Annotated in this window: 21 protein-coding genes; 1 reads left to right on the plus strand and 20 read right to left on the minus strand. The window is 76.2% G+C overall.

All coding sequences use genetic code 11. The annotated features are described in order from the left end of the window. Nucleotides 1-102: 102 nt before the first annotated feature. The 6 genes from ACFVFS_RS16245 to ACFVFS_RS16270 all read right to left on the minus strand — a co-directional run bounded on the left by ACFVFS_RS16245 (nucleotide 103) and on the right by ACFVFS_RS16270 (nucleotide 8,326). The gene (locus ACFVFS_RS16245; protein ID WP_380624516.1) at nucleotides 103-1,422 is read right to left on the minus strand and encodes an ABC transporter substrate-binding protein; all 1,320 of its coding nucleotides are present in this window, start codon (nucleotides 1,420-1,422) and stop codon (nucleotides 103-105) included. Nucleotides 1,423-1,504: 82 nt separating this feature from the next. Next, nucleotides 1,505-2,278, minus strand: coding sequence for an SDR family NAD(P)-dependent oxidoreductase (locus ACFVFS_RS16250; RefSeq protein ID WP_380624518.1), 774 nt, complete (start codon nucleotides 2,276-2,278; stop codon nucleotides 1,505-1,507). Then, nucleotides 2,275-3,378, minus strand: a complete 1,104-nt coding sequence (locus ACFVFS_RS16255; RefSeq protein ID WP_380624520.1) for an ATP-NAD kinase family protein — start codon at nucleotides 3,376-3,378, stop codon at nucleotides 2,275-2,277. The genes ACFVFS_RS16250 and ACFVFS_RS16255 overlap by 4 nt, the downstream gene beginning before the upstream one ends. Further along, nucleotides 3,375-4,949, minus strand: a complete 1,575-nt coding sequence (gene gcvPB / locus ACFVFS_RS16260; protein WP_380624522.1) for an aminomethyl-transferring glycine dehydrogenase subunit GcvPB — start codon at nucleotides 4,947-4,949, stop codon at nucleotides 3,375-3,377. Before gcvPB ends, ACFVFS_RS16255 begins: the two co-directional genes overlap by 4 nt. Continuing rightward, a complete protein-coding gene (gene gcvPA, locus ACFVFS_RS16265; protein ID WP_380624524.1) occupies nucleotides 4,946-6,331 on the minus strand; it encodes an aminomethyl-transferring glycine dehydrogenase subunit GcvPA in 1,386 nt (461 codons plus the stop codon). The genes gcvPB and gcvPA overlap by 4 nt, the downstream gene beginning before the upstream one ends. A 9-nt stretch (nucleotides 6,332-6,340) precedes the next feature. After that, nucleotides 6,341-8,326 (minus strand): beta-galactosidase, encoded by a 1,986-nt coding sequence (locus ACFVFS_RS16270; protein WP_380624526.1) that lies wholly within the window; start codon nucleotides 8,324-8,326, stop codon nucleotides 6,341-6,343. 140 nt (nucleotides 8,327-8,466) lie between these two features. Here ACFVFS_RS16270 and ACFVFS_RS16275 point away from each other — a divergent pair, with 140 nt between their 5' ends. Further along, nucleotides 8,467-9,111, plus strand: coding sequence for a GntR family transcriptional regulator (locus tag ACFVFS_RS16275; protein ID WP_380624528.1), 645 nt, complete (start codon nucleotides 8,467-8,469; stop codon nucleotides 9,109-9,111). A gap of 91 nt (nucleotides 9,112-9,202) precedes the next feature. Here the strand turns inward: ACFVFS_RS16275 and ACFVFS_RS16280 are convergent, their stop codons facing one another. The 14 genes from ACFVFS_RS16280 to ACFVFS_RS16345 form a co-directional block, all read right to left on the minus strand. Further along, a complete protein-coding gene (locus ACFVFS_RS16280; protein ID WP_380624530.1) occupies nucleotides 9,203-9,979 on the minus strand; it encodes a peptidoglycan-binding protein in 777 nt (258 codons plus the stop codon). A 156-nt stretch (nucleotides 9,980-10,135) separates the two neighbouring features. After that, entirely contained in the window at nucleotides 10,136-13,942 is a 3,807-nt protein-coding gene (locus ACFVFS_RS16285) for a hypothetical protein (RefSeq protein WP_380624532.1), read from the minus strand. Beyond that, complete coding sequence (locus ACFVFS_RS16290; RefSeq protein ID WP_380624534.1) at nucleotides 13,939-14,274, minus strand: hypothetical protein; 336 nt, start codon at nucleotides 14,272-14,274, stop codon at nucleotides 13,939-13,941. The genes ACFVFS_RS16285 and ACFVFS_RS16290 overlap by 4 nt, the downstream gene beginning before the upstream one ends. After that, nucleotides 14,271-16,034 carry a hypothetical protein gene (locus tag ACFVFS_RS16295; RefSeq protein ID WP_380624536.1) on the minus strand — a complete coding sequence of 588 codons (1,764 nt, stop codon included), beginning with the start codon at nucleotides 16,032-16,034 and terminating at the stop codon, nucleotides 14,271-14,273. The genes ACFVFS_RS16290 and ACFVFS_RS16295 overlap by 4 nt, the downstream gene beginning before the upstream one ends. Then, entirely contained in the window at nucleotides 16,031-18,412 is a 2,382-nt protein-coding gene (locus tag ACFVFS_RS16300; RefSeq protein ID WP_380624538.1) for a hypothetical protein, read from the minus strand. Before ACFVFS_RS16300 ends, ACFVFS_RS16295 begins: the two co-directional genes overlap by 4 nt. Then, nucleotides 18,409-19,749 (minus strand): baseplate J/gp47 family protein, encoded by a 1,341-nt coding sequence (locus ACFVFS_RS16305; protein ID WP_380624540.1) that lies wholly within the window; start codon nucleotides 19,747-19,749, stop codon nucleotides 18,409-18,411. Before ACFVFS_RS16305 ends, ACFVFS_RS16300 begins: the two co-directional genes overlap by 4 nt. Further along, nucleotides 19,742-20,275, minus strand: coding sequence for a hypothetical protein (locus ACFVFS_RS16310; protein ID WP_380624542.1), 534 nt, complete (start codon nucleotides 20,273-20,275; stop codon nucleotides 19,742-19,744). The genes ACFVFS_RS16305 and ACFVFS_RS16310 overlap by 8 nt, the downstream gene beginning before the upstream one ends. After that, entirely contained in the window at nucleotides 20,272-21,921 is a 1,650-nt protein-coding gene (locus ACFVFS_RS16315) for a hypothetical protein (protein ID WP_380624544.1), read from the minus strand. The genes ACFVFS_RS16310 and ACFVFS_RS16315 overlap by 4 nt, the downstream gene beginning before the upstream one ends. After that, the gene (locus ACFVFS_RS16320) at nucleotides 21,918-22,358 is read right to left on the minus strand and encodes a hypothetical protein (protein WP_380624546.1); all 441 of its coding nucleotides are present in this window, start codon (nucleotides 22,356-22,358) and stop codon (nucleotides 21,918-21,920) included. The genes ACFVFS_RS16315 and ACFVFS_RS16320 overlap by 4 nt, the downstream gene beginning before the upstream one ends. A 127-nt stretch (nucleotides 22,359-22,485) precedes the next feature. After that, nucleotides 22,486-23,007 carry a hypothetical protein gene (locus tag ACFVFS_RS16325; RefSeq protein ID WP_380624548.1) on the minus strand — a complete coding sequence of 174 codons (522 nt, stop codon included), beginning with the start codon at nucleotides 23,005-23,007 and terminating at the stop codon, nucleotides 22,486-22,488. Between the two features lie 15 nt (nucleotides 23,008-23,022). Further along, nucleotides 23,023-23,169 carry a hypothetical protein gene (locus tag ACFVFS_RS16330; protein ID WP_380624550.1) on the minus strand — a complete coding sequence of 49 codons (147 nt, stop codon included), beginning with the start codon at nucleotides 23,167-23,169 and terminating at the stop codon, nucleotides 23,023-23,025. A 173-nt stretch (nucleotides 23,170-23,342) separates the two neighbouring features. Then, nucleotides 23,343-23,774 (minus strand): hypothetical protein, encoded by a 432-nt coding sequence (locus tag ACFVFS_RS16335; protein ID WP_380624552.1) that lies wholly within the window; start codon nucleotides 23,772-23,774, stop codon nucleotides 23,343-23,345. Nucleotides 23,775-23,812: 38 nt separating this feature from the next. Beyond that, entirely contained in the window at nucleotides 23,813-24,952 is a 1,140-nt protein-coding gene (locus ACFVFS_RS16340) for a hypothetical protein (protein WP_380624554.1), read from the minus strand. 48 nt (nucleotides 24,953-25,000) lie between these two features. Further along, nucleotides 25,001-25,744 carry a hypothetical protein gene (locus ACFVFS_RS16345; protein ID WP_380624556.1) on the minus strand — a complete coding sequence of 248 codons (744 nt, stop codon included), beginning with the start codon at nucleotides 25,742-25,744 and terminating at the stop codon, nucleotides 25,001-25,003. Nucleotides 25,745-25,811 lie beyond the last annotated feature (67 nt).

Here is a 25,811-nt window from a genome sequence, read left to right on the forward strand (position 1 = left end):
GCGGGGGGGGCCGCCCGGGGGGCGGGGGCCCCCGGGGGGGGGGGGGGGGGGCCGCGGGGCGGGTGGGGTGGCGCCGCCGGGCCGCCGCCTGGGTGACGGCGCTCACCCCTGTCGGCCCTTCATGCCGTCGACCAGGGTCTGGAGCTGGGTCATGCCCTCGTCGAAGCCGACCTTGCCCTCCCAGATCTTCATCAGCTGGTCGCTGATCGCCTTGGTCAGGCCGGGGACGGCGACCTCGTCGGGGTAGTTGGCGAAGCCGCGGTCGCGCACGTCCAGGAAGGTCCTGGCGTGCGGCGGGTAGTCGCCCTCGGTCACCAGGTCCTCGGCGCCGCGGACGGAGGGGACGGCGCTGCCGCCCTTGAGCCGCAGCCGCTGGCCCTCCTTGCTGACGAACTCGGTCAGGAAGGTGAAGGCCTCCTCGGGGTGCTTGCTGTCCTTGTTGATCGTCAGGTAGGAGGCGGCGACGGCCACCGGGATCGGCCCGCCGGACTCGGAGGGGAACGGCACGATGTCGTAGCCGGACCGGTCGCCGCCCTTGTCGATGCTCTCGATCACCCAGCGGCCGCCGGCGTAGAAGCCCGCCTTGTGCTTGATGAACTGGGTGGCCGCGCTGTTGCCCTCGGGCAGCAGGTCGGCGGAGGCGAAGGTCTTGTCCCGGTAGCCGTCGGCGAGGGTCTTCAGCGCCTGGCGGGTCTTCGGGTCGGTGGTCGCGACGAACCTCCCGCCGTCCCAGACCTTGCCGCCGAAGCCGTTGACCATGCTGTAGTTGGCGCCGTACCAGTTCCAGAAGATCGTGCCGATCCGATCGGCCGCCTTCAGCTTGGCGTTCATCTCCTGGAACTTGGCCATCGTCCACTGGCCGGCCTCGTTGAGCACGGCCGGGTCCTCGGTGATGCCGGCGGCGGTCAGCGCCTTCTTGTCGAACCAGAGCACCTCGGGATTGGTGTCGTTGGGGACGCCGTAGGTGACGCCGTCCTTCCTGGCGCCGCCGTAGACGCCCTCGAAGAAGTCGGCCGGCCTGCTGCGGCTGTCCGGTCCGGCGAGCCGGGCGTCGAGCGGGGCGAGCACACCGTCGGCGACCAGCTTGCCGATGTAGTCGTCGCCGACGTAGAGGACGTCGGGGGCGGTCCTGGACGTCAGCTGGGTGAGCAGCTTGGGGTGGTAGTCCTCGTAGGAGGCGACCTGCTCCAGTTTGAGGGTGATGTTCGGGTGCTTCCTGGAGAACTCGTCGGTGAAGGCCTTGAAGACCGCCGTGTCCTCGGCCGAGCCCCAGGTCGACCAGCGCAGGGTGACCTTGCCGCCGTCGGCCCGGTCACCGCCGCCGACGCCGCCCCCGCCGCCGGTGCCGCTGCACGCGGAGACGGTGGCGGCCAGCGCGAGGGCGGCGGCGGCCAGGGCTGTTCTTCTCGTGACAGCGGACAACGGGTGCCTCCTGGGCTTTCGTGCGGGGGTGAGGGTCGGGGTCGTACGGGTTGTGCGGGGGCCGTGCGGGTGGGGGTGGGGGTCAGGCGAGGCCGCCGCCGTCGACGACGAGGGCGGAGCCGGTCATGTAGCTGCTGGCGTCGCCGGCCAGGAACAGCACGGCGGCCGCGATCTCCTCCGGCGAGCCGGCCCGGCCCATCGGCCGGTCGGCGGCGTCCTTCTCGAAGGCCGCCCACTCCTCCTGGAGCTGGCGCGCCTCGTCGCGGAGCATGGGCGTCATGGTGTCGCCCGGGTTGACCGAGTTGACCCGGATCCCGGCGGCGGCGTGGTCGATCGCCAGGGCCCGCGTCATGTTGACGACCGCGGCCTTGGAGGCGCAGTAGGAGAGCGCGTTGGCCCCGCCCTTCAGCCCCCAGCCGGAACCGGTGTTGATGATCGAGCCGCCCTCCGTCATCGCCGGGACGGCGAAGCGGCACATCAGGTAGACCGAGCGCACGTTGACGGCCATCACCCGGTCCCAGTCGTCGGCGGAGATCTCCAGCGCCGTCTGGCGGCGGATGATCCCGGCGTTGTTGAACAGGACGTGCAGGGCGCCGTAGGTCTCGACGGCGATGGTGACGATCCGCTCGCAGTCGGTCTCGGAGGAGACGTCGGCGCGCACCGCGACCGCCCGCCCTCCCGCCGCCTCGATCTCGCGGACGACCTCGCCGGCGTCCGCGAGGTCGGCGACGACCACCGCGGCGCCCTCGGCGGCGAACAGCTTGGCGGTGGCCCGGCCGATGCCGGACGCGCCGCCGGTGACGACGGCGACCTTGTGGCGCAGGGTGCCGGAGGGGGTTGCGGCGGGGTTGTTCACGGGAGCTCCTCACTCGCGGACTGGATGCGGTACAGCACGGATTCACGGTGGCCGGTGACCACCCGGACGTGGCCGGCGAGCGCGGCGTCGGCCAGCGGGTCGCCGCTGTCCACCAGCAGCGGCCGCCCGCCGAGCGCGGCGAGCTTCTGCTGGGTGGCGAGCACGGTGATCCCGGCCAGGGCGTCCAGCACCCGGGGGCTGAACTGCTGGTTGCCGCGCCCGACCACGAAGCCCTGCCCGCCGATCACCGACAACACGCCATGCGTCACCTGTGACATGGCAAGGGTGAGCAGCTGCTGCTCCGTGACGTCACGGGCGAGCACGGCGCCGTCCCGGACGACGTCCACGCCCAGCGGCGTCAGCTCCAGGCCGAGCGCCCGCCCGACGGCGAGGGTGGTCGCGCCGGGCCCGAGCGCGTACGCGGCGCCGGGCCGCATGGCCGCCACCACCGCCCGGGCGATGGACTCCGCCGAGCCCGGCGGCGCCGCCGAGGAGCCGGTCTTGCGCCCGCTCAGCCGGGCCCGCCCGGCCGGCACCCGCAGCGTCCCGTACAGCCGGGCGCCGAGACCGCCCGCGCGGTGGGCCTCCTCGTCGAGGTCGACCACCTCCGCCTCGGCGGTCCGCCCGTCGAAGCCGGCGGCGGCCGCGCCCGCCGCGGCCGGGCTCACCGCGAAGCAGCCCGAGTAGACCTTCACCCCGGCCGGCACGCCGAGCACCGGCGGGCGCGGCCCGGCGTCCAGGACGTCGCGTGCCGTCCCGTCACCGCCCGCGAACAGCAGCAGGTCCACCGTCCCGAGCGCCGCGACCGCCGCCCGGGTGTCGGCCGCGCCGGTGCCCGGGCCCTCCGGCCGGTGGGCGAGTTCGTACCGGACGCCCGCCGCCAGCGCGCTGTCCTCCCCCATCGGCCCGGCCACCGTGCGCACCACGGCCTCCGGGCGGCGGGCGTGCAGGGCGCGCAGCGCGGCGGCGGCACGCGCCCTGGCCCGGGGGACGGCGCCCCGTTCGAGCGCCCTGGCCTGGACGTCCGGCCCGTCGCTGCCCTTGAGGGCGACCGCCCCGCCGAGGCCCGCGACCGGGTTCACGATCAGGCCGACGATCATCCCGGCCGCTTCGCGCCGTGCTTGCGCAGGTAGGCGCGCCAGCTGGGCGACCACTGGGCCGGGTCGTCCAGCGCCGTCGGATCGATCCGGTGCACGGTCTGCCGGTAGGGCGCGCCGCGCACGAACTCCGGGTCCTTGCGGGCCTCGTCGGCGACGTGCGCGAGGATCGCCGCGTACTCGTCGAGGTCCTCCCTGGAGTAGGACTCGGTCGGCTCCAGGGTGAACGGCTCGGGCACCACGTACGGATGGTGGCTGGTCCAGTAGTGCACGCCGAAGTCCGCCGCCCGGATGCCGATCTCCTCCGAGTGCACCCCGGTCTCCTCGGTGAGCCGCTCCCAGGAGTAGCGGACCTGCTCGACCCGGCGCCGCTCCCCCCACGGCACCGAGGCGCCGGGGATCCGGGCGACCTTGGCCAGCAGGTAGTTGTTGTTGAGCACGGCCGTCTCGGCGACCTCGCGCAGCCCCCGCGCGCCGAGCGCCATCACCCAGGCGTAGGCGCGCACCACATTGGGCGTCACGCCGAGGAAGGGCCGGATCTTGCCGACCGAGCGCTCGGGGGCGGCGAGGGTGAAGGCGTCGCCCTCGCGGTCGACGACCGGCCCGGGCAGGAACGGCACCAGCGCCTCGGAGACCCCGCACGCCCCGGCCGCCGGACCGCCGCAGGCGTGCGGGGTGGAGAAGGTCTTGTGCAGGTTGAAGTGGCAGAGGTCGAAGCCGGCGTCCCGCGCCCGGGTGATGCCGAGGATGCCGTTGGCGTTGGCCTGGTCGTAGCAGGCCAGGCCGCCCGCCGCGTGCACCAGGTCGACGAACTCGCGGATCCGCGGGTTGAAGATCCCGGTGTCCTCCGGGTTGGTGATCAGCAGGGCGGCGGTGCGCGGGCCGGCGGCGGCGCGCAGCGCCTCGATGTCGGGGTTGCCCTCGGCGTCCGGCATCAGGGTGATCACCTCGTACCCGGCGACCTTGGCGCAGGCCGCGTTGGAGGGGTGCGAGAACATCGTGGTGATCACCTGGTCGCGCTGCTCCCCCTCGCCGCGGGCCGCGTGGTAGGCGCGGATCATCGCGATGTTGGCGTAGATCGCGGCCGAGCCGGCGCCGGGCTGCAGCGAGACCCGGGCCATGCCGGAGATCTCCTTGAGGATCTGCTCCAGCCGCCAGTAGATCTCCAGCACGCCCTGCACGGTGTCCTCCGGCTGCAGCGGGTGCAGGGCGGCGACGCGCGGGTCGCGGGCGAAGGAGTCGTTGACCTTGGGGCTGTACTTCATGGTGCAGGTGCCCTGGCCGACGTCGATGTTGAGGTCGGCGCCGAGGGTCTCCTGGGAGAGCCTCAAGTAGTGCCGCACCACCTGGTTCTGGGAGAGCTCGGGCAGTGCGGGCGGGGTGCGCCGGGCGACGCCCTCGGGCAGCTCGACCAGGGGCGCGTCCGGGGCGGGCACGCCCACGCCGCGCCGGCCGGGCCGGGACAGCTCGAAGACGATCTCCTCGTCCCAGCGGGCCTGGTGGAAGCGGCGCAGGCCCGGCTTGGGCGCCACGGGCAGGGCGGCGAACGGTTCGGGGGCCGCGTGCGAGCTCACTGGGCGTCTCCGGCGGTGGAAGGGACGGCGGGTGCGGCGGCGGCAGCGGGGGCGGCGAGGGCTTCCCGCACGGCCACCGCGAGGGTGTCGATGTCGGCGACGGAGTGCTGTTCGGTGACGCAGACCAGCACCTCCCGCGGTCCGAGCCGCACCCCGCCGAGGATGCCGCGGCCGCGCAGGGCGGCGAGCAGCGCGTCGGCGTCGGGCACCTCGACGGCGAACTCCCGGAAGTGCACCGACTCCCGGTGGCGCACCACGGCCCCGGCGGCGTCCAGCGCGCCCATCGCATAGCGGGTGCGGGCGAGGATCGTCTCGCCCAGCTCGCGCATCCCCCGCGGGCCCATCAGCGCGAGGTAGACGCCGGCGGTGATGCCCCACAGGGCGGCCGCGGTGCCCACCCACTCCTTGCCCTCCTCGCGCAGCGCGAAGGAGGTGCGGTCGTAGAAGACGTCGCCGAAGCCGTACTCGCCGGGGACCTCGGTCGGGGCGATCCCGAACAGCCGGGACGGGAACTCGGCGACCAGCCGCTCGTCGTCGTGGCTCGCGATGAACCCGGCCTGGCCGCCGCCGTACTGGGGGTGCATGCCAAGCGACTGGATGTCCCCGCAGACCAGGTCGGCGCCGTAGGAGGCGGGCGGCGCCAGCACGCCGAGCGAGATCGGGTCGGTGCCGACCACCAGCAGGGCGCCCGCGCCGTGGGCCAGCGCGGCGAGTTCGCGGCCGCGGGTCTCGACCACCCCGTGCACGGTGGGCGTCTCCAGGTAGAGGGCGGCGAAGGTGTCGTCGAGCCGGACCTCGCCCAGCTCGCCGGAGTCGGCCACCGGGGCGAGCAGCACCTCGACGTCCGGGGCGAGGTAGTCGCGGATCTTGGCCAGCTTGTCGGCCGCGACCGCCCCGCTGACCATCACCCGGTTCCGGCCGGTGCGGCGGGCGGCCATCCGCAGCGCCGTGCCGGCGGCCTGGTAGCCGTCGTAGACGGGCACGTTGACGACGTCCATCTCCAGCAGCTCGGCCATCATCGAGACGTATTCGAAGAGCGCCTGGAAGCGGCCGTGGTCCTCGTAGGGCTCGCCCGCGTAGGCGGTGAGGAACTCGCCGCGGCCGTTGACCTCGTCGCAGACGGCCGGGACGTAGTGCGGGTAGCAGCCGTGGCCGAGGAAGCTCAGCAGCGCGGCCGGGTCGGTGTTGCGGGCCAGCAGGCCGCGCACGTGCCGGGTCAGGCCCCGCTCGTCGGCGAACGGCTCGGGCAGGTCGAGCGGGCGGTCGAGGCGCAGGTCGGCGGGGATGTCGCGGTAGAACTCCGCGATGTCGGGGGCGCCGATCTCGGCGAGCATCGCCGCCCGCGTCTCGGGCCCCGCGTTGGGGATGTAGGGGTGGGACACGCACACTCCTCAGGGCGTGGTCGGTCGGGGCTTGAGGACCACGGCGTCGCGCGGTCCGAGGGTCACGGGGCCGGCGGGCAGCGCGCGGCCGGTCAGCAGGTCCGTCCCGGGCTCGGGCAGGGGCACGGTGGCGGGCCCGGTTCCGTGGTTGAGCAGGAAGAGGTAGCGGCCGCGGCGGCAGGCCTCGACGCCGGCGGGCAGGTCGAGCCCGGTGACGCCGGTGACGCCGGCGGCGGCCAGCGCCGCGTCCAGGAAGGGGGTCACATCCTCGGGCAGGCAGGAGAGGTAGGTCGCGGCGCCGCGCCGGGTGACGGCCGGGCGGCCGTCCAGCGGGCCGCCCCGGTAGCGGGCGAGCACCTCGGTGGTCCCTGCGGTCTCCAGCCACTCGGTCCAGGTGCGGGCGGCCAGCACGGTCCCGTCCGCCGTGACCACCTCCTGGGCCGCGCCGTCCGGCAGCGGGCGCCACTCCTCGACGCGCACCCCGAGCAGCTCGCCGAGCGGACCGGGCGCGCCGTCGTCGTGCACCTGGTCGGCCGCGTCGACCACGCCGCTGAACGGGCCGACCACCAGCTGTCCGGGGAAGGCGGCCAGCGCGGCGGCGTGCGCGGCCGTGCACAGGTAGAGGTTGGGGGCGATCACCAGCCGGTAGCCGGAGAGGTCGCGCCCCGGCGGGGCCAGGTCCACGGCGACGCCCCGGGCGTGCAGCGGCGCGTACCAGGAGAGCAGCAGCTCGTGCAGCCGCAGCCGGTCCGTGGGCATCGACTCGGGGGCCTCCAGGCCCCACCAGCTGTCCCAGTCGAGCAGCAGCGCGACCTCGGCCCGGGTGGTGCTGCCGGCCACCTCGGCCAGCCGTCGGACGTCCGCGCCGAGCGCGAGCGTCTCGCGCCACTGGCGGGTCCCGGTGCCGCCGTGCGGGAGCATCGCCGAGTGGAACTTCTCCGGGCCGTACCTGGCCTGGCGCCACTGGAAGAACATCACGCCGTCCGAGCCGTGGGCGAGGGCCTGGAGGCTGTGCAGGCGCATCACGCCGGGGTCCTTGGGGACGTTGACCGCGCGCCAGCTGACCGCGCTCGGCGCGGACTCCAGGAGCAGCCAGGGCTGCCGCTTCAGCGAGCGCATCAGGTCGTAGCTGAGCGCGGCCTTCACCGGCGCCCGCGGGTCGGCCGGGTCCGGGTAGGCGTCGTCGGTGACGACGTCCTCGCCCTCGGCCCACGCCCAGTAGTCGAGGTCGCGCAGCACGCTCATGAAGTTGGTGGTCACCGGGACGTCCGGGGTGACCTCCTTGAGGACGGCGCGCTCGGCCTCGAAGCAGGCGAGCAGCGCGTCGCTGGAGAACCGCCGCCAGTCCAGCAGCTGGGCCGGGTTGACCGGGCCGGGGGCCTTGCGGGGCGGTTCGACCTGCGTCCAGTCGGTGTAGTGCTGGCCCCAGCAGGACGTCCCCCAGGCGGCGTTGAGGCCGTCGAGCGAGCCGTGGCGGGCCTTGAGCCAGCGGCGGAAGTCGCGGGCGGACTCCTCGCAGAAGCACTCGGCGGTGTGGTCGGCGTACTCGTTGCTCACGTGCCACATCGCCAGCGCCGGGTGCTCGCGGTAGCGCTCGGCCATCGCCCGGGCCAGCCGGACGGTGGCGGCGCGGAACACCGGGGAAGAGGGGCAGTAGCCCTGGCGCGAGCCGAACTCCAGCCGGGTGCCGGCGGCGTCGACGGGCTGGACCTCCGGGTGGGCGCGGACCAGCCAGGGCGGCGGGGTCGCGGTCGCGGTGGCGAGGTCGACGGCGATGCCGTGCGCGTGGAGCAGATCGAGCACCCGGTCGAGCCAGCCGAACTCGTAGGCGCCGGGACCGGGTTCGAGCCGGGACCAGGAGAACACCGCGACCGTGACCAGGTTGACGCCGGCCTCGGCCATCAGCCGGACGTCCTCCTGCCACACCTCCTCGGGCCACTGCTCGGGGTTGTAGTCACCGCCGAACAGCAGACCCGGTACCCGTGTCAGGCCCATGCTCCGCCTCCCCCGGGGTCGAGGAACCCCGTGTCTCGCGTCGTCCCGCATTTTGTATTCAAAATGCATAGTGCAGTACACTGGGGCGGGTCAAGAGGTGTGCCTCAATCCGGAAGCCAGTCCGGAAGTCAGGGGGAGCGATGGCGATCGAGCGCCGTCCGCTGCGCGAGCAGATCCGCGACGAGCTGATGGACCGGCTCACCCGCGGCGAGTTCGCGGCGGGAACCGATGTCAACGAGGCCGTGCTGGCCGCCGAACTCGGCGTCAGCCGCACCCCGCTGCGGGAGGCGCTGATCGCGCTGGCGGGCGAGGGCGTGCTGGAGAGCAGCCAGGGCCGCGGCTTCCGCTTCGCGCCCGTCAGCCGCAAGGAGTTCCGCGAACTGGTCGCCATCGTCGCCGCCCTGGAGGCGCTGGCGCTGGAGTCCTCCGACCCCGCACACCTGCGGACGATCGCCCCCCGGCTGCTGGACCTCGCCCGGGGCTTCCCCGACCAGGTGGCCGCGCACGCCACCGTCGACCGGCGCGACGACGAATGGCACGGCCTGCTGCTCAGCGGCTGCGCCAACGAGCGGCTGCTGGACCTGCTCACCCGGGTCAAGGCCGGGATGCGGCGCTACGAGAACCTGGTCGTCGCCGAGGACGAGCCGGTGGCCCGCGAGTCGGAGGAGCACTGCGAGATCGCCCGCCGGCTCCTGGAGGACGACCTCCCGGGCGCCATCGCGGCGCTGCGGGCCAACTGGATCAACGGCATGGAGCGGATGCTGGCGCACCTGCCGGAGGACTGAGCCTGCCCACCACGGGCCGAGCCCGCCGCCCGGGGTACGGGCGGCGGGCTCGGGCCGGCTCGGCTCTCCTCGGCTCGGCGGTGAGCGGGGGTCAGGACCTCGGGACGTGCAGGCGGGACCAGGAGGAGGCGCCGGGCCAGCCGTCGGCGTCGGTTCCGGCGTAGCCGAGCTTGCGCTGCCAGCGGGCGTAGCTCTGGCGGTCGGCCTCGCTCCACTGCGGGCCCGGGCCCTGCTGGTAGGCGCCGCAGCCCTCCTCCACCAGGCGGCGGCCCATCGCGGTGATCAGCGGGCTGCGGGGGCCGGAGCGGAACCACTCCGAGCCGGGGAACGGCGCCCAGCCGCCGGGCGTTTCGGTGCCCGCGCCGGGGCCCGCGCCCGGCTCCAGGGCGCCGGAGGTGACCAGCTGGTAGAGCGGCCCGCCGGGGCAGTCGGTCGCGTAGCCGTCCCGGTGGCCGCGGATCTCCCGGCCGGCGCCGCTGGCGCGCAGGTAGGCGATGGCGTCCCGCAGGCCGGCGGTCTGCTCGGCGGTCGGACTGGTGTGGCCGCTGTCGCCGACGAAGGCGAGGACGGCGAAGTGGTTGCGGTTGAGGGTGGTGTTGCCGTTCGCCGCGTTCTGCGCGTTGCGGCCCCGGCCCTCGAAGACGTACCCGTGCTCGCAGACGGCGAGGTTGTACGCGAAGTCCGACCAGCCGTTGCCGTCCATGTGGCTGTTCTGGACCTTGCGCATGTACCCCGCGCAGGTGCCGTGCTCATCGGCGCTGTACGGGCCGCCCAGGTAGTGGACCTTGACGCCCTGGTTGGCCGGCACCGCCTGGTGGCCGTTGCGGGCCGCCCGGGCGCCCCACTCGGCGCGACTGACGAACTTCATGGCCGTTGCCCCCTCCTCGTTCCGTGCTGCGCGGGCCGTCCCCCGGCCCGCGTCCGTGCTGCTCCGAGCCTGCCGCCCGGCCCGTGCAGTCCGCGTGCAGCGGACGTGCACCAGGCGTGCAGCAGGCGTGCAGCGGACCTACGGCGGGCCGCGGGGTCAGCGCCCGGTGGCGCCGTACACCCGGGCCGTGTACGTGACCCGCAGCTCCTCGATCCGGCGCAGGATCGCGTCCAGCGCCTCGTCCTCCAGCTTCCGCACCGCGTTCACCTGCTCCGGCGTGTAGCCGTAGCGGGCCGCGTCGTCGTAGCTGAGCTCGTGCCAACTGCGGTTGTTCTTGCTGCGGTTGGCGGAGGCTTCCATCCGGCGGAGGTTGTCCCGATGGTCTCCGAGGCCCTTGAGGTGCTCGTACAGCTCCGCCTGGACGCCGCGCGAGGCCACGACGTAGAGCCGCAGCACCGGGACCAGCTCGTCCAGCTTGGTGATCCGGTCGAGCGCCACCAGGTGGTCGGTGTCCAGCTCCGGCTTCTCCTTCTTCTCGGCCTCCGCCCGGGCCACCCTGGTGTCCCACGCGGTGCGGCCGGTCACCTCGTCGAAGTCGATCCCGCTCCGGTCCCGGTAGTTCGGCCCCTTCGTGCGCATCACCTCGATCAGCGGCCGGCTCTTCTCCCGGACCTCCTCGGCCCCGGCCTCGCGCGCGGTGCTGAGGTTGGCCTTCTCTCCCCCGCCGGCCCGGACCGCGCCGCCGGCCTCCTCGGCCTCGTGCCGCAGCGCCCAGGAGCGCCGCAGCCAGGCGAGGTAGGCCAGCTCCTGCGGCGACCGGCCGCCCCGCGCCACGAGGGCGTCGAGCTCGGCGATGCGCTCCTCGTCCGGGAGCCGGCCGGTCCGGCCGAACCAGCCGTCCAGCGCGGTCGGGCGGTCCGGGCGGACCCCGGCCTGGGCGGCGAGCCCCTGGCCGGCCGCGTCGGCGGCGGCCGTCTGCTCCCCGGTGGCGGCCGCCGAGAGGGCCAGCGCCCGGTCCGTGCGCTGGACCTTCTCCGCCGCCCGGGCCTGGCCGGCCGGGTCCAGCCGCACCGGGCCCTCGCCGCGCTTGCGGCCGCGCCGGTCCTCGGCGGCGATCACCCCGCCCTGCTCGGTGCTCCGGTCGGCCAGGGTCCGGCGGTGCTCGGCGAGCTGCTGCTTCAGGTCGGCGATCGCCGCCCGGTCCGGGCGGCTCCTGCCGCGTTCGGCGGTGATCATCGCGGTCAGCTTCTCGATCTCCCGCGCGGCGTCCCAGGCCCGGGTGCCGGGCACCGGGACGTACCCGCCGCCGAACAGGACTCCGGCCTGCTCCACGAGGGTACGCACGCCCCCGCGCAGGCCCTGGGCGTCCTGGACCGCGCGGATCGCGGCCAGGTGGTGCGCCGCGTCCTCGGGGGTGGCGTCCGGACCGGCGGCGATCCACATCCGGGCCCGGCCCAGCCGGTCGTAGGCGTGCCGGACCTGGACGGTGCGCCCGCCGTCCTCCAGCACCTCGACGGAGTCCCGTAGTTCGGCGGGCAGCGCCTCGACGAACCGGGGGTCGACGGTGGCGTGCCGCAGCACGACCGGCGCTCCCCCGGCGGCGGCGCTCCCGTCCTCCGCCGCGTGCTCGGCCAGCGCGCCCAGCTTGAGCAGGGCGCCCGAGGCGGCCGCCTCCCCCAGCACACCGAGGATCTCCCGCCGTTCGCCGCTCGCCACCGCCGCGTCCAGGCGGTAGGCCAGGTCGGCGTTGGAGACGACCAGCTGGGTGTTCCCGAGGACGCCGTCCAGCCGGGCGACGAACTCCAGCGCCCCGGCCCCCCTGGTGATCCGCAGCACCTTCGCGCCCTTGCCGACGGCCCCCGTGACGTTGCCGCCGAGGTCCAGCACGTCCATCAGGGTCTGCTGGTCCGCGTGAAGGTCCCCCGAGAGCGCCCGGTCGCCCAGCCGGACGACGGCCGCCGCCGTCCCGCCGGCCTGCGACAGCGCGATCAGCGGAGCACCGACGTACGGGGCGCCGGCGATCGACAGCACGGCGCCGCCGATGAACAGGAAGGTCGAGGAGGTGGCGAGGAAGGAGGCGAGCGGGATCTCACCCGAGCAGCGCAGCGCTACGGCGCGGGCCGGGAACACCTGCCCGGCCAGCGTGAAGCCGTCCGTCTCCGCGAGGACCACGCCCTTGGGGTAGGGCACCCGGGCGAGGTCGGCGAGCGCCCGGTCCAGCGCCTCCTGCGGAGTGTCGCCGGCGCCCTCGTAGAACCGGCGGCGCCCGGCGGGCGAGTGGTCCCAGATCCGCAGCCTCACCCCGGTGGCCGGGGCGTCGGGGGCGGTGGTGACGTACAGCTGGAGGGGGACGCCGGTCGGCTCGCCCTCGCCCGCCACCCAGGCGGCGCGCAGCCCCACCGCCTCGCCGCGGGCGAGGGTGCGGTCGACGAAGGCGAGGTCCTCGGCCAGCCGCTGCAGCGCCGCGCGCGGGCTCTCCGGCGCGGCCCCGGGACGGCTGCCGGGCTCGACCGCGACCTGCTGCTCCAGGACGGCGTGGCGCACGCCCCGGCTCCAGGTCAGCTCGCAGCCGATCTCGTAGCGCCCGGGCCGGTCCGCCCAGCGGATCCGCCAGAAGTCGTTGAAGGCACGGCCCGGGGCGAGCCATCCGGTCGGGATCTCGGGCCGGACCAGGCCGGAGGCGACGGCCGCCTCGCCCCGGCCCAGCTCACCGCGGAACTCGCCGGGCGGCGGCGGGTCGAGGGCGCGGACCTGCCAGCGCAGCCGCACCTCCTCCGCCGGGTGGTCGGGCCAGAGCAGCTGGTAGCGGACCTCGCTGCCGGGCGTCGCCCGGCCCTCCGGCTCGGCGACCAGGTACGGGCCGCCGCCGTGCGCGGCGCCGGGCGCGGCGAGGCTCCGCATCCGCTCCTCGTACGCGGTCCGCAGCCCGGCGCGCAGCGCGGCCGGGCCCACCGGGGCGGCGGCGCCGGAGCGCAGCACGATCCGGGCGAGGTCCTCGGGGTTCAGCACCAGCAGGGAGGTCCAGACCTCCTGCCAGAACTCGCCGTCCCGGAAGAGCCGGCAGGAGACGACGTGCAGTCCGGCCGCGTCGGCGGGCAGGTCCCAGCGGTGGGGTTCGGCGTTCTCCGGCCCGGCCAGGAGGCCGGAGGGGCCGGTGCGGACCGCGTCCACCAGGCCGCCGGCGAGCGCCCGGTAGGCCGGGTCCGGGCGCAGCCGCCACTCGGCCCGGACGGGGTAGGCGTCCGCGGGCAGCCGGAGGCCGATCCGCACCGTGCTGCCGCGCGGGACCGGGCCGCCCCCGGTCGGGCCGGAGCCCTCGACGACGAGCCGGACGCCGCCGGTCTGGTCGAGTTCGCCGATCGCCCGCTCGGCCGCGGCCACCTGGACCTGGGCGCGCGGCTGTTCGGGCAGCAGGCCGGGTTCGACCCGCAGGCGCCGGCCGGCCGGCAGCGGGCGGTCGGCGACGTCCGGCAGGCCGCGGGCGAGGTCGTGCTCCTCGGCCCAGAGGTCGCGGTTGTACCAGTAGACGAGCAGCTGCCAGTCGTCCGGCCGGCCGTAGAGGCGGCGGGCCGCCTCGCGGACGGTCATCGTCTCGGTGAGCCAGACGGCCGGGCGGCCCTCCTCGGCGATGTCGTAGGCGGAGCGGGGCCGCAGGGTGAACCCGGGCGGGAGGGCGCCGGGGCGGGCCTGCGGGGCGGCGGTGGGAGCCGGTGCCTTCGTCAGCTCCCCGATCAGGGCGGCCACGTCGCGCTCCAGGCGGTCGCGGGCCCCGGCCGGGAGCCCGTCCAGGCCTGGCCCGGACCAGCGGAAGGTGGGCGCGGCCACCGTCCCGGCCGGCGCGTCGGCGGCGGCCCGGGCCAGCGCCCGGGTGAGCGCGGCCCGCAGCCGGGGGCGGTAGGAGCCCCCGGCTGCGGCGGTCGCGTCGAGGCGCAGCCGGATCGGCACGGTGACCTGGGGGATCATGCGGGGTACCGCTCCGTCCGCAGGCGGCCGGGGTCGGCCGCGGTGAGGGTGTTGCCGCCGGCGTCGGACGCGGCGTCGCCGGCCAGCAGGACCGGCCGCCCGTCGCAGCGCAGCCGGGTGCCGGCGGCGTCGAGGCGAACGGTGCTCTGGGAGACGGCGCCGTTGGCGGCGGTGAAGACGAAGGTGTCGCGCGCCGCGAACAGCGGCGGCCGGCCGTCGACCCGCAGCCGGGACGCGCTCTCGGTGGCGACCGGCCCGGCCTTCCAGGTGCCGTTGGCCGGAACGGTTCCGGCGGTGGCGGTGACGGAGTGCGCCCCGGGGGTGGCGGTCATGCCGGCTCCCCGGCGGACGCGGCCGCCAGCTCCTCGTGCCGGCGGTCGAACGCGGCCTTGTCGACCTCGGTCTCCAGGGGTTCGATGTCGGCGCGGACGGCCTTGACCTCCCAGTGGAAGGCGTGCGTCGCCGGGGAGCCGTCGACCGTGCGGACGGTGAAGCGGCCGTCCCGCACCCGGGAGGCGGCCAGCGCGCAGAGCGGCTCGTCGTCGTCCTCGAAGACCGGGGTGAGCTGGACGGTCCGGCCCTCGACCAGGGTCAGCGCCTCGAAGTACTCCGGGAGTTCGACCACCGCCCGGCCGTCGGCGAGCCGGCCCTCGCCGCGCTGGTAGACCCCGTTCTCGGGCCCCTCCAGCGCGGTGTGCAGGAGGTACTTCCGCTCGGTGTCGAGCGGGTGGTCGATGAGGAACTTCTTCTCCTTGGCGTAGACGATCCCGGTGCTGCGGATGTCGCCGTTGCCGTAGAGCCTCAGGCCCGCGCTGCCGATGTCGCCGACGTTGCCGCCGATGTAGACCCCGCCGCCGAAGTTACCGTCCCAGGCGGTGACCCGGTTGTCCACCGGCTCGTAGGTGGCGCCGACCGACAGGCCGCCCTGGACGTGGAGCAGTCCGTTGCCGCTCCAGTACTGGTTGCTGATGACGGTCTTGCCTGGCGCCGCGATGTAGAGGTTCCCGGTGCCGACCAGCGTCTTGTCCCGGCCGAGGAAGACGTCCCCGGTGGCGCGGACGTCGTTGACGCCCAGATTGCGGGCGGAGACGTCGTTGACGATGAGGTTGCGGGCGTAGACGTCGGCGTAGGGCTTGCTGTCGGCGGCGTAGTCCAGCGACGGCCAGTCGGCGCTGCGGTCGACGAACTCGAAGCCGCGCCCGGCCCGGAAGGAGAACTGGGCGTGCTGGACGCCGCTGCCGTGGAAGCCGAGTGCGCCGAGGACCTCGCCCTGCACGGCGGTGTTGCCGTCCAGCTTGCCGGTGTGCAGCATGCCGCCGCCGATCCGCAGGCGGGTCCTGGCGGCCTGGAAGAAGTCGATCAGGTCGTCGGGGTCGTTGCCGGTGCCGATCACCAGCTGGGTGTTCTCCCCGTTGTAGGGAAAGTACCGGAGGTAGGCCTCGTCGCCGGTGCCGCCGCCCGGGTCGCGGGGGAACATGATGCCGTTGGCGGCGGTGTTGCCGACCGAGGGCACGATCGCGCCGCCGGCCCGGACGTCCTTGCCGGTCAGGTTGGCGCCGGTGATGTCGCCCTCCGCCGTCAGCGCGCCCTTCACGGTGTACTGGCCGGGGATGACCAGGCCGGCCGCGACCCGGCCGGTGGCGGTCACCGTGCCCTTGCCGGCCGCCCGGCGGAAGGTGCCGAGCACGATCTGGTCCGCCCCGGCGGTGCCGGCCACCTCGACCTTGGGCTCCTCCGTCCACCGGGTCTCGCCGGGCACGCCGGTCTCGTCGCTGGGGTCGGTGGCCCGCTCGCTGTAGCGGACGGTGACCAGCAGCGTGAGGTCGCCGGCACCCGGCACCGGGACCTGCACGGAGGCCGGCAGGACGATCAGCCGGCCCTGCCGGTCGACGGCGTGGCCGGCGGCGACGGTGACAGCGGCGTCGGTGCCGGTGACGGTGAGACCGGTGACCACGCCCGGGCTGTAGAACAGCGCGGTGAGCAGCTCGCGGCGGGAGCGGTGGTAGCGCTGCTCGGTGTCGAAGTCGTCGGCGCGCAGGAACTGGTAGTCGAAGTAGCGGGGCCGCTGCATCGGCGGGACGGGCTGGGTCACGGCTTCTCCCCCTGGCGAGGCTTGAGGTAGGTGTCGACGCGGACGGTGGCGCGTACGCCGACCTGGAGTCCCGCGGTGATCGGTTTGAAGACCCGGTCGGCGAGGCGGCCGCGGCCGGGGCGGTAGTCCCGGTAGAGCCGGGACTGTTCGGGGCTGAGCGGGGTCGGGTCGGGGCCGGCGCCCAGCACCACCCGGCCGCGCCGGATCGGCGAGGTGTCGACCGCGATGCCCGCCGGGTGGACCCGGTCGAGCAGGTTCATCAGCGCCTCGTACTGCCGGTGGTCGAGGGTGCCGCCGGGCAGGTCGACGCTGAACTCGTAGGGGTCGGTGCGCCGCCGCCGGGCGTAGCCGAGGGCGACCACGACGCCGGCGCCGCCGTCGGCGGTGCGCACCGCGGTGCCGGGGCCGGTGGTGGCCGACAGGGTCAGCGAGCCGCGCAGCGGCACGGTCTGCCAGCGGAAGCCCACCGCGCGGCGGCGGTTGAGGTTGGTGCCGACCTGCGGCAGCGGGACGGCGCCGAGCACCAGGGCCAGGCCGCGGGCCCCGCCGGCCGGGGCGAGCACCACCGGCAGGGCGGAGACCAGCCACTGGTCGCGCAGCAGGCCGACCAGCCGGCGGAGCTTGCCGACCGCCTCGGCGCGGCCCGCGAGCAGGTCGGTGCCGAGCTGCCCGGGCAGGGTGATCACGGTGTACAACTCGGCGGGCAGCACCGCCAGTTGTTCGACGGCCGGGAGCGGGTTGGCGACCGCCGGCAGCCCGGCGGCACGGAACGCGGCGACCGCCGGATCGCCCGCGCCGAGCTGTTGGGCCTCGGTCCGCAGCCGCTGCACGGCCGCGGCCCGATCGGCGAGGACGACCGTCCCCGCGCCGTCCGGCGCCCAGGCCCGCAGCGCGGCGGCCAGCCCGTCGCCGAGCACCGCGTGGGTGCCCTCGTCCTGCCGGGCCGCGTACCGGGCCCGCAGCAGGTCGGCGTCGAGGTCGACGGCCATGCCGTGCAGCGGCAGGTGGGAGACGAACAGGCGGTCCCCCGCGAGCCGGTGCACGGTGGCCAGGCCGCAGGGGGTGAGCAGCCAGCGGCCGTCGGGGTCGTCGGCCGGGTCGGCGGGCGGGCGCAGTTCGGCGATCAGCGCGCGGGTCTCCGGGTCGACGGCCGGGGCGGGGTTCGGGCCGGGGTTGCGGACCCTGGCGGCGAGGGCGGTGAGTTCGGCCGCGGTGAGCGGGGTGAGGTCGGCGCCGACGCCGAGTTCGTAGCGGCTGCCGCCGGCCGGGTCCTGGACCCGCAGCACGGTACCGGGCGCGGCCAGGCCGAGGGCCCTGCGGCAGGCCGCCAGCCGGACCAGCGCGGCGGCCAGGCCGCGGGCCAGCGCGGGCCGTACGGCGGCGCGGTCGGCGAAGGTCCAGCCGGTGCGCAGGGCGGCGCGCAGCTGGGCGTCACGGGCCCGGCGGTCGGCCGACTGCGGCCGGTCCGCGTGCACGGCGTCGCCGTCCGGGCCGGGTTGGACCAGGTGGACGGCGCGGACCCGGTCGAGGACCGCGAGCCGGTCGGCCTCGCCGCCGGGCGCGACCACCCGGAACGCCATGGCCAGGCCGTTGGCGCTGTCCTCGACGCCGAACGGCGCGGCGACCGCGAAGCGGGCCAGCGCCCCGCCCTCCCCGGCCGCGCCGTTGAGCAGCCCGGCCAGGCCCTGCGGCGAGGGGACCGCCCAGGGGCGCAGCACGGCGAGGCGGGCCCGGTACTCCTCGTCGTCCTCCCGGGCCGGCTCGACGGCGGCGCCGTCGGGGCGCACGGTGAGGCGCTCGGCGAAGCGGGGCGCCCCCAGTTCGGCGCCGAGCCCGTCGAGGGCTCCGGAGCGGGCCCCGGCCAGGGTGCGGGAGGCGGCGATCTGCCGGGCGGTGCGGCGGATCTCGGCCTTGGGCGCGCCCAGCACGTACAGCAGCCGGGCGGTGGTGCCGGCCAGGTGGCGCACCCGCAGCAGGTCGGCGGCCTCGGCGGCGGGCAGCGGGTGGGCGGTGCCGTCGCCGTCGAGCCAGGCGGCGGCCAGCTCGAACGGCGCGCCGGGCGGCCAGTCGGCGCCGAGCGGCAGCGGGCGCAGCGCGTCGGCCTCGGCGTACGCGGGGACGAGCAGCGGCGGTTGGACGGCGCCCGCCACGGTGGCGGTGAGCCGCAGGCCCCGCTCGGCGAGGTCGCGGGCCGGGCCGGCCAGCACCAGCGGTCGGCCGCCGGCCGCGGCGCCCGGCAGTCGGCCGGTGAGGCGGCCGTCCGCCGCGGCGAGCGGGACGGGCTCCTCCTGCACGGCGGCGCGCAGCGGGCCCGGCAGGTGGTCGGCCATCACCCGGTGGGCGGCGGCGGGGGTCTCGACGGGCGTGGGCGCGGTCACTGGGTGAGCCCCTTCGCGTCCTCGACGAGCACGGCGATCTCGTTGGCCGCCAGCCGCAGGTTGGGACCGCCGGCGGGCGCCGCGGCGGCGCCGAGGGCGGGCGGGTACTTGGCGAGCGTGAGGCCGGTGACGTCGGCGATGCCGGGCTCGGCCATCATCGCGGCGAGCACCGCCGCGTGCCGGACCTCCTCGCCGAGGCCGAGGCCGTCGACGTACTCGGCGACCCGGGCCAGCAGCCGGGCCTTCAACTGGTCGGGCGGGGTGGTGGAGCCGCGCAGCACGAGCCGCGCGGTGAGCACCACCCCGACCTCCACGGCGGGCTGGATGCGCGGCACCACGCCGAGCGGGCGCAGGTCGTCGATCGCCCGGCGGACGGCGTCGTGCAGTCCCCCGCCGCCGGGGCCGCCCCAGATCGCGGCCGGGGTCGGCGCCACCAGCACGTTCAGCCCGAACGGGCTCGCCGCGGTGGCCTCGTCGCCGAACAGCCGGTCGATGAAGTTGCCGTCGAGCGTGCCGAAGATCGACTGGTGGATGTCGAGGCCGCCGTAGACGTCGCTGACCTGCACCTGGCGCACGCCGGGCACCTGGGCGGCGGCCAGCCGGATCGCCTCGGCGTTCCACAGCGAGCGCGGGGCGCGCAGCAGCAGCCGGCGGTAGCGGGCGTCGGGCCAGCGCCGTTCGCCGCCGGTGAGCCGGGCGGTGGCGCCGTCGATCTCGATCTCGACGCCGCCCGCTCCGGCGCCCGCGCCGGCCAGGAACTCGGCGCGCCAGGGGTCCTGCGGGTTCCAGGCGGTGATCCGCTGCTCGGCCCTGGCCGGGTCGAGGTTGCCCTCCGGGCCGGGGCGGAAGGCGACCACCGGAACGGTCGCCTGGCGCTGCTGGACGGAGAGCTCCACCCGGGCGTCGGTGGCGACGTCGTCGCCGCGCGGGGTCAGCAGGCGCACGCCGCGCGGCACCACGACCGGCACGGACGGCGTGCCGCGCAGGGTGAGCCGCAGCTCGCCGGCCGCCTCCAGGTAGGGGCGGGGCAGGCCGAGTTCGGCGCCGAGCGCGCTCAGCGCCTCGCCGCCGGCGGTGGAGACGAAGGCGTCGTCGTAGGAGGCGGCGAGGGCCGACCAGGTACGGGCGTCCTCCAGCGCGGTGACCTCCAGCAGACGGCGGATCACCGAGCCGGGGCCGAGGTCGAGGTCGGCGCCGAACACCTCGCGGGCCAGCTCGAAGCGCTCCGCCACCAGGCGGGCGTACGGCTTGGGGACGAAGCCGCGGTCGGTGACGCCGTACGGGGCCTCGCCGGGCTGCAGGAGGCCGGGGTCGGACGGGAAGGACTGGTCAGGCACGCTGCACTCCGGTGGTGAGGGTCACCGGCAGCACCGCGCCGGTGTCGGTTTCCAGGACGGCGCCGACCACCAGGGCCCGGTCGGCGCCGGACGGGTCGTCGACCCGGACGTCGAGGACGCGCCGCACCCGGGGGTCGCGCCGCAGGACGGCGAGGACGGCGACCCGGATCCGGGCGCGGACCAGCTCGGGGGTGTGCTCCTCGGCGAGCACCCGCAGGCCGTCGAAGCCGAAGCCCGGGTCCAGCGGGTCGGTGCCGAGCGCGGTGGTCAGCGCGAGGCGCACCGACTGGAGGACGGCGTCCGGGCCGGTGACGACGGCGAGGTCGCCGTCGCGCAGCAGCAGGTCGGCGGCGAGCGGGTCGGCCGCGGACGGGGCGACGGCGGACGGGCCGGTCGCGGTCGGGGCGGTCGCGGTCGGGGCGACGCCGGACGGGGCGACGCCGGACGGGGCGACGCCGGACGGGCCGGTCATGGCGGGCGCCGGCTCGGCGGGCGGCCCGACCGCGAGGTTCCAGGCGGCGGTCATCCGGTCACGTCCATGTGCCCGGTGACGGCGACCTTGACGTTCTCCGCCTTCATCGCGATGGTCTCCTGTGCCTCGAATCTCAGGTTCCTGCCGGTGAGCGTGATGGTGCCGTCGGCGGCGATCACCACGGACGCCCCGCCGTCGGCGTGCTCGATGGTGACGGCCTGCTCCCGCCCCGACCGCTCGGGGCGCACGCCGGCGCCGTGCAGCGCCTTCCGCCCGACCCGGACGGTCAGTTCGCCGACCTCGATGACCCGGTTGCCGTCGGCGTCGGTGAGGTCGTTGCTGGCGCGGTCGCCGGGGTCGGCGCCGGGCCGGTCGTCGGCGACCCCGCTCCGCTGTCCGGCCGGCACGGCGGCGGGCAGGTGCAGCCACCAGTCGCCGGGCCTGGCGGCCGGGCCCTCGCCGTCCCGCCACAGCGCGCCCACGTCCACCGCGTCGTCGGCCCGGCCCCGCCGGGGCACCAGCAGCACCCGGGTGCCGGGGTAGCGCGGCAGCACCAGCCCGTAGCGGCCCCAGGCGAACGGGGTGGCGTAGCCGACGCCGGGGAGCCGGTCCGGCTCGGTTCGGGCGGTGTCCAGCCGCCGGTGCTGCATCGGCTCGCCGTCGCCGGGCGCGAGCCCGCGCCAGACGGTGGCGGTGTGCCGGTCCGCCCCGCGCACCTCGGCGGCCTCCGGCACGGCGGCCCGGGCCGCGGCGGCGCGGCCGAGTCCGGCGACGGCCCGGGCGGCCGCGGCGGCCGGGTCCGCGGCCGGCTCGGAGCGGAGGGTGACGCGGTCGGCGGCACCGGGCCGGCCGTCCCAGGCCGCGTCGGGCCCGGTGACGGCGACGGCGGCGACCACGGTGGTGAAGCCGTGCCCGCGGTCGAGGGTGTGCCGCACCGCCGTGACGTACAGCGGCCGTGCCCCGTCCCCGGGCCGCACCAGGTCGCCCGGCAGCAGCCGGGCGTCACCGGGGAGCCCGAGCCGGACACCGGGCCGGTCGGCGCGCGCGCCGGCCAACTCCTCGGTCCAGCGCGGCCGGACGTCGTGGACGGCGACCAGGGCGGCCGGCCGGGCGCCGAGGTGCAGCACCCCGTCCCGGAACAGCGCGAGGGCGCGCCCGCCGCGGCCGTCGTGCTCGGCCAGGGCCGCTTCGAGGCCGGCCAGGTGCTCCAGGTGGCTGGGCCCGGCGGCCAGCGGTCCGCTCCGGACGGCCGCGCCGTGCGCCTGCACGTCCACGCCGGCCCGGCGGCCCACCTCGGCGGCCTGCGTACGGTGGTCGCCGGCCGGCACCGGGGTGCGGGAGGCCGCCGACAGCCGGTGGTAGGCCTCGTCGATCCCGTCCAGCCGCAACTCCGGCCCGTACCGGCCCCGGTGACGCACCGCCCGCTCGACGACCGCGGCCGCCACCCGGGCCGCCGGGTCGAAGGGCCGGTCGGCCGCCGCGCCGTGCAGGTACAGCTCGACGGTCAACGGTCCCGTCCCGGCGAGCAGTCGGTCGGCGACGGCGTCGGCCAGCCCGCGCACGGTCAGCCGCACGGTGGCGGCGGCGAGACCGGACGGCAGCGCCGCCTCGGCCCGCAGGGTGACCACGCCGCGGGTCTGCGCGCCGGACAGTTCCAGCGGCGCCGCGCCGCCGGTGATCCGCAGGGCCCAGTCGCTCACGGCGCACCCCCGAGGTCCCACCAGGCGAGCCGGATCCGGGAGCCGTGGCGGCCCGCGCCGCGTACCGAACCGGCCCGCAACTCCCAGTCCAGAAGGGCGATTTCGGTGGCGACGCGGGGCGATCCGGGCAGGTCGACGGTCCGCCGGGCCCCGGCGGTGAGCGGCAGCGCACCGGCGTAGGCACCGCCGGCCCGCAGCACCAGCCGGAACGTCCGGCCCGGGTCGGCCGGGGTGGAGACCACGGCGGCCGGGTCGGCGTCGTGCCAGGTGTCGGCGCGGCCGAGCACCGCGGCCACGAACACGCCGAGGTCGGGGTGGAGCGGCAGGTACTCGGGCAGGCCGCCGTCCAGCGCGGCGTCGACCACGGTGGCGCCGGGCGGCAGCGGGTCGGGCTCGGCGGGGGTGAGCAGCCGGAGGATCGGTGCGGTGGGTCTCAACGGTGTCCCTCCCTCGGCGGGCGGTTCGGTGGGGTCGGGCGGATCGGTGGGGTCGGGCGGTTCGTTCGGTTCACCAGGCGGTTCGTCCGGTTCGCGGGTCGGTTCGTCGGGGCACGGAGGTGGGAGGTCATCGGCGGCCGTCCCGGTCCCGGCGGCCCTCCCAGTCGGCGAGGGCCGAGAGGCCCGCCACCGCCGCGTCGGCCGGCGCGCCCGGTCCGCCCTTCCACTCGGGCGCGTGGGCGAGGGTGAGCGAGACCTCGACGACCTCCCGGCGTTCGGCCCGCTCGGCGAAGGAGAGCGAGACGATCCGCAGGTCGGTGCGGATGGTGGACTCGGCCAGCAGGGTCAGCGGCCGGTCCGCGGCCCCCGCGCCGGCCTCGCCGAGGCCGGCGAGCGCGGACCCGGCCGCGAACGCGCCGGTCCCGGTGTCGTGTTCGGCCAGCGCCTCCAGCGCCGCCTTCCAGGCGAACCGCTCGGCGCCGACCAGCAGCCCGGAGACCACGACGGTCTCCCGCACCTCGGCGGGCCCGATCCGCTCGTACGTGTACTGGCGGCTCAGGTCCAGGCTGGTCACCGCCCACAGGGGCACGGTGGCCAGCCCGTCCGAGAGGACCAGGGACGGCGGCCCGTACCGCTGGAAACTGGACACGATCGGTTCCCCCCCTCAGTCCCGGCGCGGGGCGGGATCGAGCGCCTCCAGCTGGGCGGTGAGCCGCTCCAGCACGAGGTCGGCGATGGCCTGGTGGTCGACCTCGGGCGCGTGCGCGACCTCGATCTCCACCGGGAAGTGGTAGTGCGCGGCCTCGGGCACGTGCGCTCCTCGGTTCGTGGCGGGTTCTGGCGGTGCGGGGTCCGGTCGGGCGGTCCCCGGTCGCGGGGTCCGGTCGAACGGAACCCGGCCGGGCTCCGACCGGGTCGGCGTCCGGCGGTGCCGGGCCGGCGGCCGGGTGCGGCCGCCGGCGTCGGGCCGGGCGGGCGCGCGGATCAGGGGATCGCGACCGCCGGACCGGACTTGCCCTCGACCTTCGCCGCGAGCGAGAAGCCGGAGAAGGTCGCGGTCGGCGCGCCGGAGACGCTCGCCGACTGCGCGGAGGCGGTGATCACGCAGTCCGACATGACCACGGTCCGGAAGGACCAGTCGGTGCCCGACTGCTCCTGGAGGACGATGTCGAAGCGGCCGCCGCGCAGCGCGATCGCGGTGAGCTCGGCGGCGGCGGGACCGATGGCCTTCACCGTCATCGAGAAGTTGACCTGCGACGGCTGGTAGACGACGCCGATGTGCGTCGCGCCGAGCGAGTGCAGCGGCTCGGCGTTGAGGTTGAAGGTGGTCGACATCGAGTCGATCGGGGCGATCTCGGCGCTCTTGCCGGCGTCGTCGATGTACGCGACGGCCAGGCGGGTGTTCCAGTCGGCCATGGTGGCGGGCTCCCAGGGTCCTCGGCGTTGGCGGGTGGCTAGTAGGTGACGGCGAGCTTGACGTGCAGGCGGTGCACGGCCGGGCCGTAGGTGATCGAGGTCTGGACGTCGACCGCCCGCTGCTCGCGCGCGGCGCGCACGGCGTCCCGGTCCGCCTGGGTCCACTCCGTCTCCGGGCGGCCGAGGACCTCCAGCACCGGGATCCGCACCTCGAACCCCGCGATGACCGCCTCGCGCAGCAGGCCGCCGAGGATGCCCTCGGTGCGCTGCTTGAGCATGGTCAGGCCGGTGCGGGTGATCCGGGCGTCGCCGACGCTGCCGATCAGCCCGGCCCGGAGCAGGAACTCCACGTGGTCCACCACCCGCCGCAGGTCGATGTACCCGTACGCGGGGTCGGTGGTGAAGGTCTGGCCCTCGGCCAGGTGAAGGCCCTCCCCCGCGATCAGCGCCGGGTCGATCACCGGGTTCAGGCCGGCCTTGGAGAGCTCGATGATCTCGGACGGCCCGTACTGCTTCTCCTTCGCGATCCGCACCCCCTTGACCTGCTTGAGCAGCAGCGAGACGTGCGGCGGGTGGGCGGCGATCACCGCGGCGGTGGCGGCGGCGACGTCGCCGTCCGCGCCCCGGGCCGCGACCAGGACCATCCGGCCGCTGTCGCTGCGCAGCTTGAGCAGCGCCGGGGTGACCACCTTCGCGACGTAGTCCGGCGCCTTCTCCACCTTGGGGTCGATCATGGCGACGCCGATCCGGCGCAGCCCCTTCGCGGAGATCTCCTCGACGTGCGCGCGCAGCGCCAGCAGGCCGGCCGGCGGGGTGTCGGTGCCGATGTCGGTCACGCCGGCCAGGCAGACCACCGACACGTCGTCGACCGCCTCCAGGGCGGCCAGCCCGGCGGCGTGCTCGGTGCCCTTGGCGCGCACGCCGTAGATCTTCTGCGGCACCCGGTCCTGGGTGAGGGCGAGCAGCAGCGCCTTCTGCAGCACGGTGTCCTGGCCGAACAGGGCGCGCGCCTCGTCCGGAGTGGTGACGACGTACGGGACGTTGACGGCGGCGCCGCCGCCGCTCGCGCCGTCCGGGGTGGTGCCGACGATCGCGATCACCCCGCTGGACGGCTGGACGCGGGGCGTCAGCCCGGACTTGTCGATCTCGATGTCGACGAAGGGGTACGCAGTGGGCATGGCTTTCCTCTCCTGCTCTCCCGCCGGTGAACCGGTCGGTGGAAGCGGTCAGTTCTGGGATGTCGCGGTGTCGGGGACGACCAGCAGGGCGATTCCCTGGGCGGCGAGCAGTCGCCCGGCCGCCGCCGCGCGGGCGGCGCGCTGCTCGGCGGGGCCGGCGGCCGCGGCGCCGCCGGGCCAGTCCGGGTCGTCGAACACCGCCGGCGGCACCAGCCAGCCGACCTGGGCCCGGCCGCGCGGCGCCGGCGGCACCGGCCCCGGCGCCGGCGCCGCGCCGAGCGCGCCCAGCGCGTCGGCCAGCGCCCGGCTCTCGGCCAGCAGGTCGGCGGGCCGGACCGACTCGCGGACCAGCAGGGCCGCCAGCACCGGCAGGACCACCGGGCGGGGCGCCCCCGCGCCCGGCCGGTAGCGGACCGTCAGCTCCGGCCCGTCGGCCGGAGCGTGGGGCGCGGCGTCCACGGCACCGACCCGGTCGACGCCGGCGCCGGTGCGCACCGTCACGCTGCCGCGCCACAGCACGTCGGCGGTGGGCCCGGCGGCGAGGCCGGTCAGGGTGAACCGCCCCTCCTGGCGGGTTCCGCCGGGCGCGGACCAGCCGCCCTCGGCGGTGACCGGGCGATCCAGGCGGACGCCGAGCCGCAGCTCGTCGAAGGCCGCCCGGTACGGGCCGGTCACATCGGCGGCCGTCTCGTAGCCGGCCGCCACCAGGTTCTCCAGCGACCGCTGGTCGAACAGCCGGTCCCGCTGCTCCGGATCGGCCAGTCGGACCATGGTGCGGTCGCGGAAGTCCATCTCGTCCCCTCTCGGTCTGTCCGGTCTGCCCGGTCTGCCGGTGAACCGCTCGGTCCGGTCCGGTCCG

The organism is Kitasatospora sp. NPDC057692 (assembly GCF_042799475.1).
Lineage (GTDB): Bacteria > Actinomycetota > Actinomycetes > Streptomycetales > Streptomycetaceae > Kitasatospora.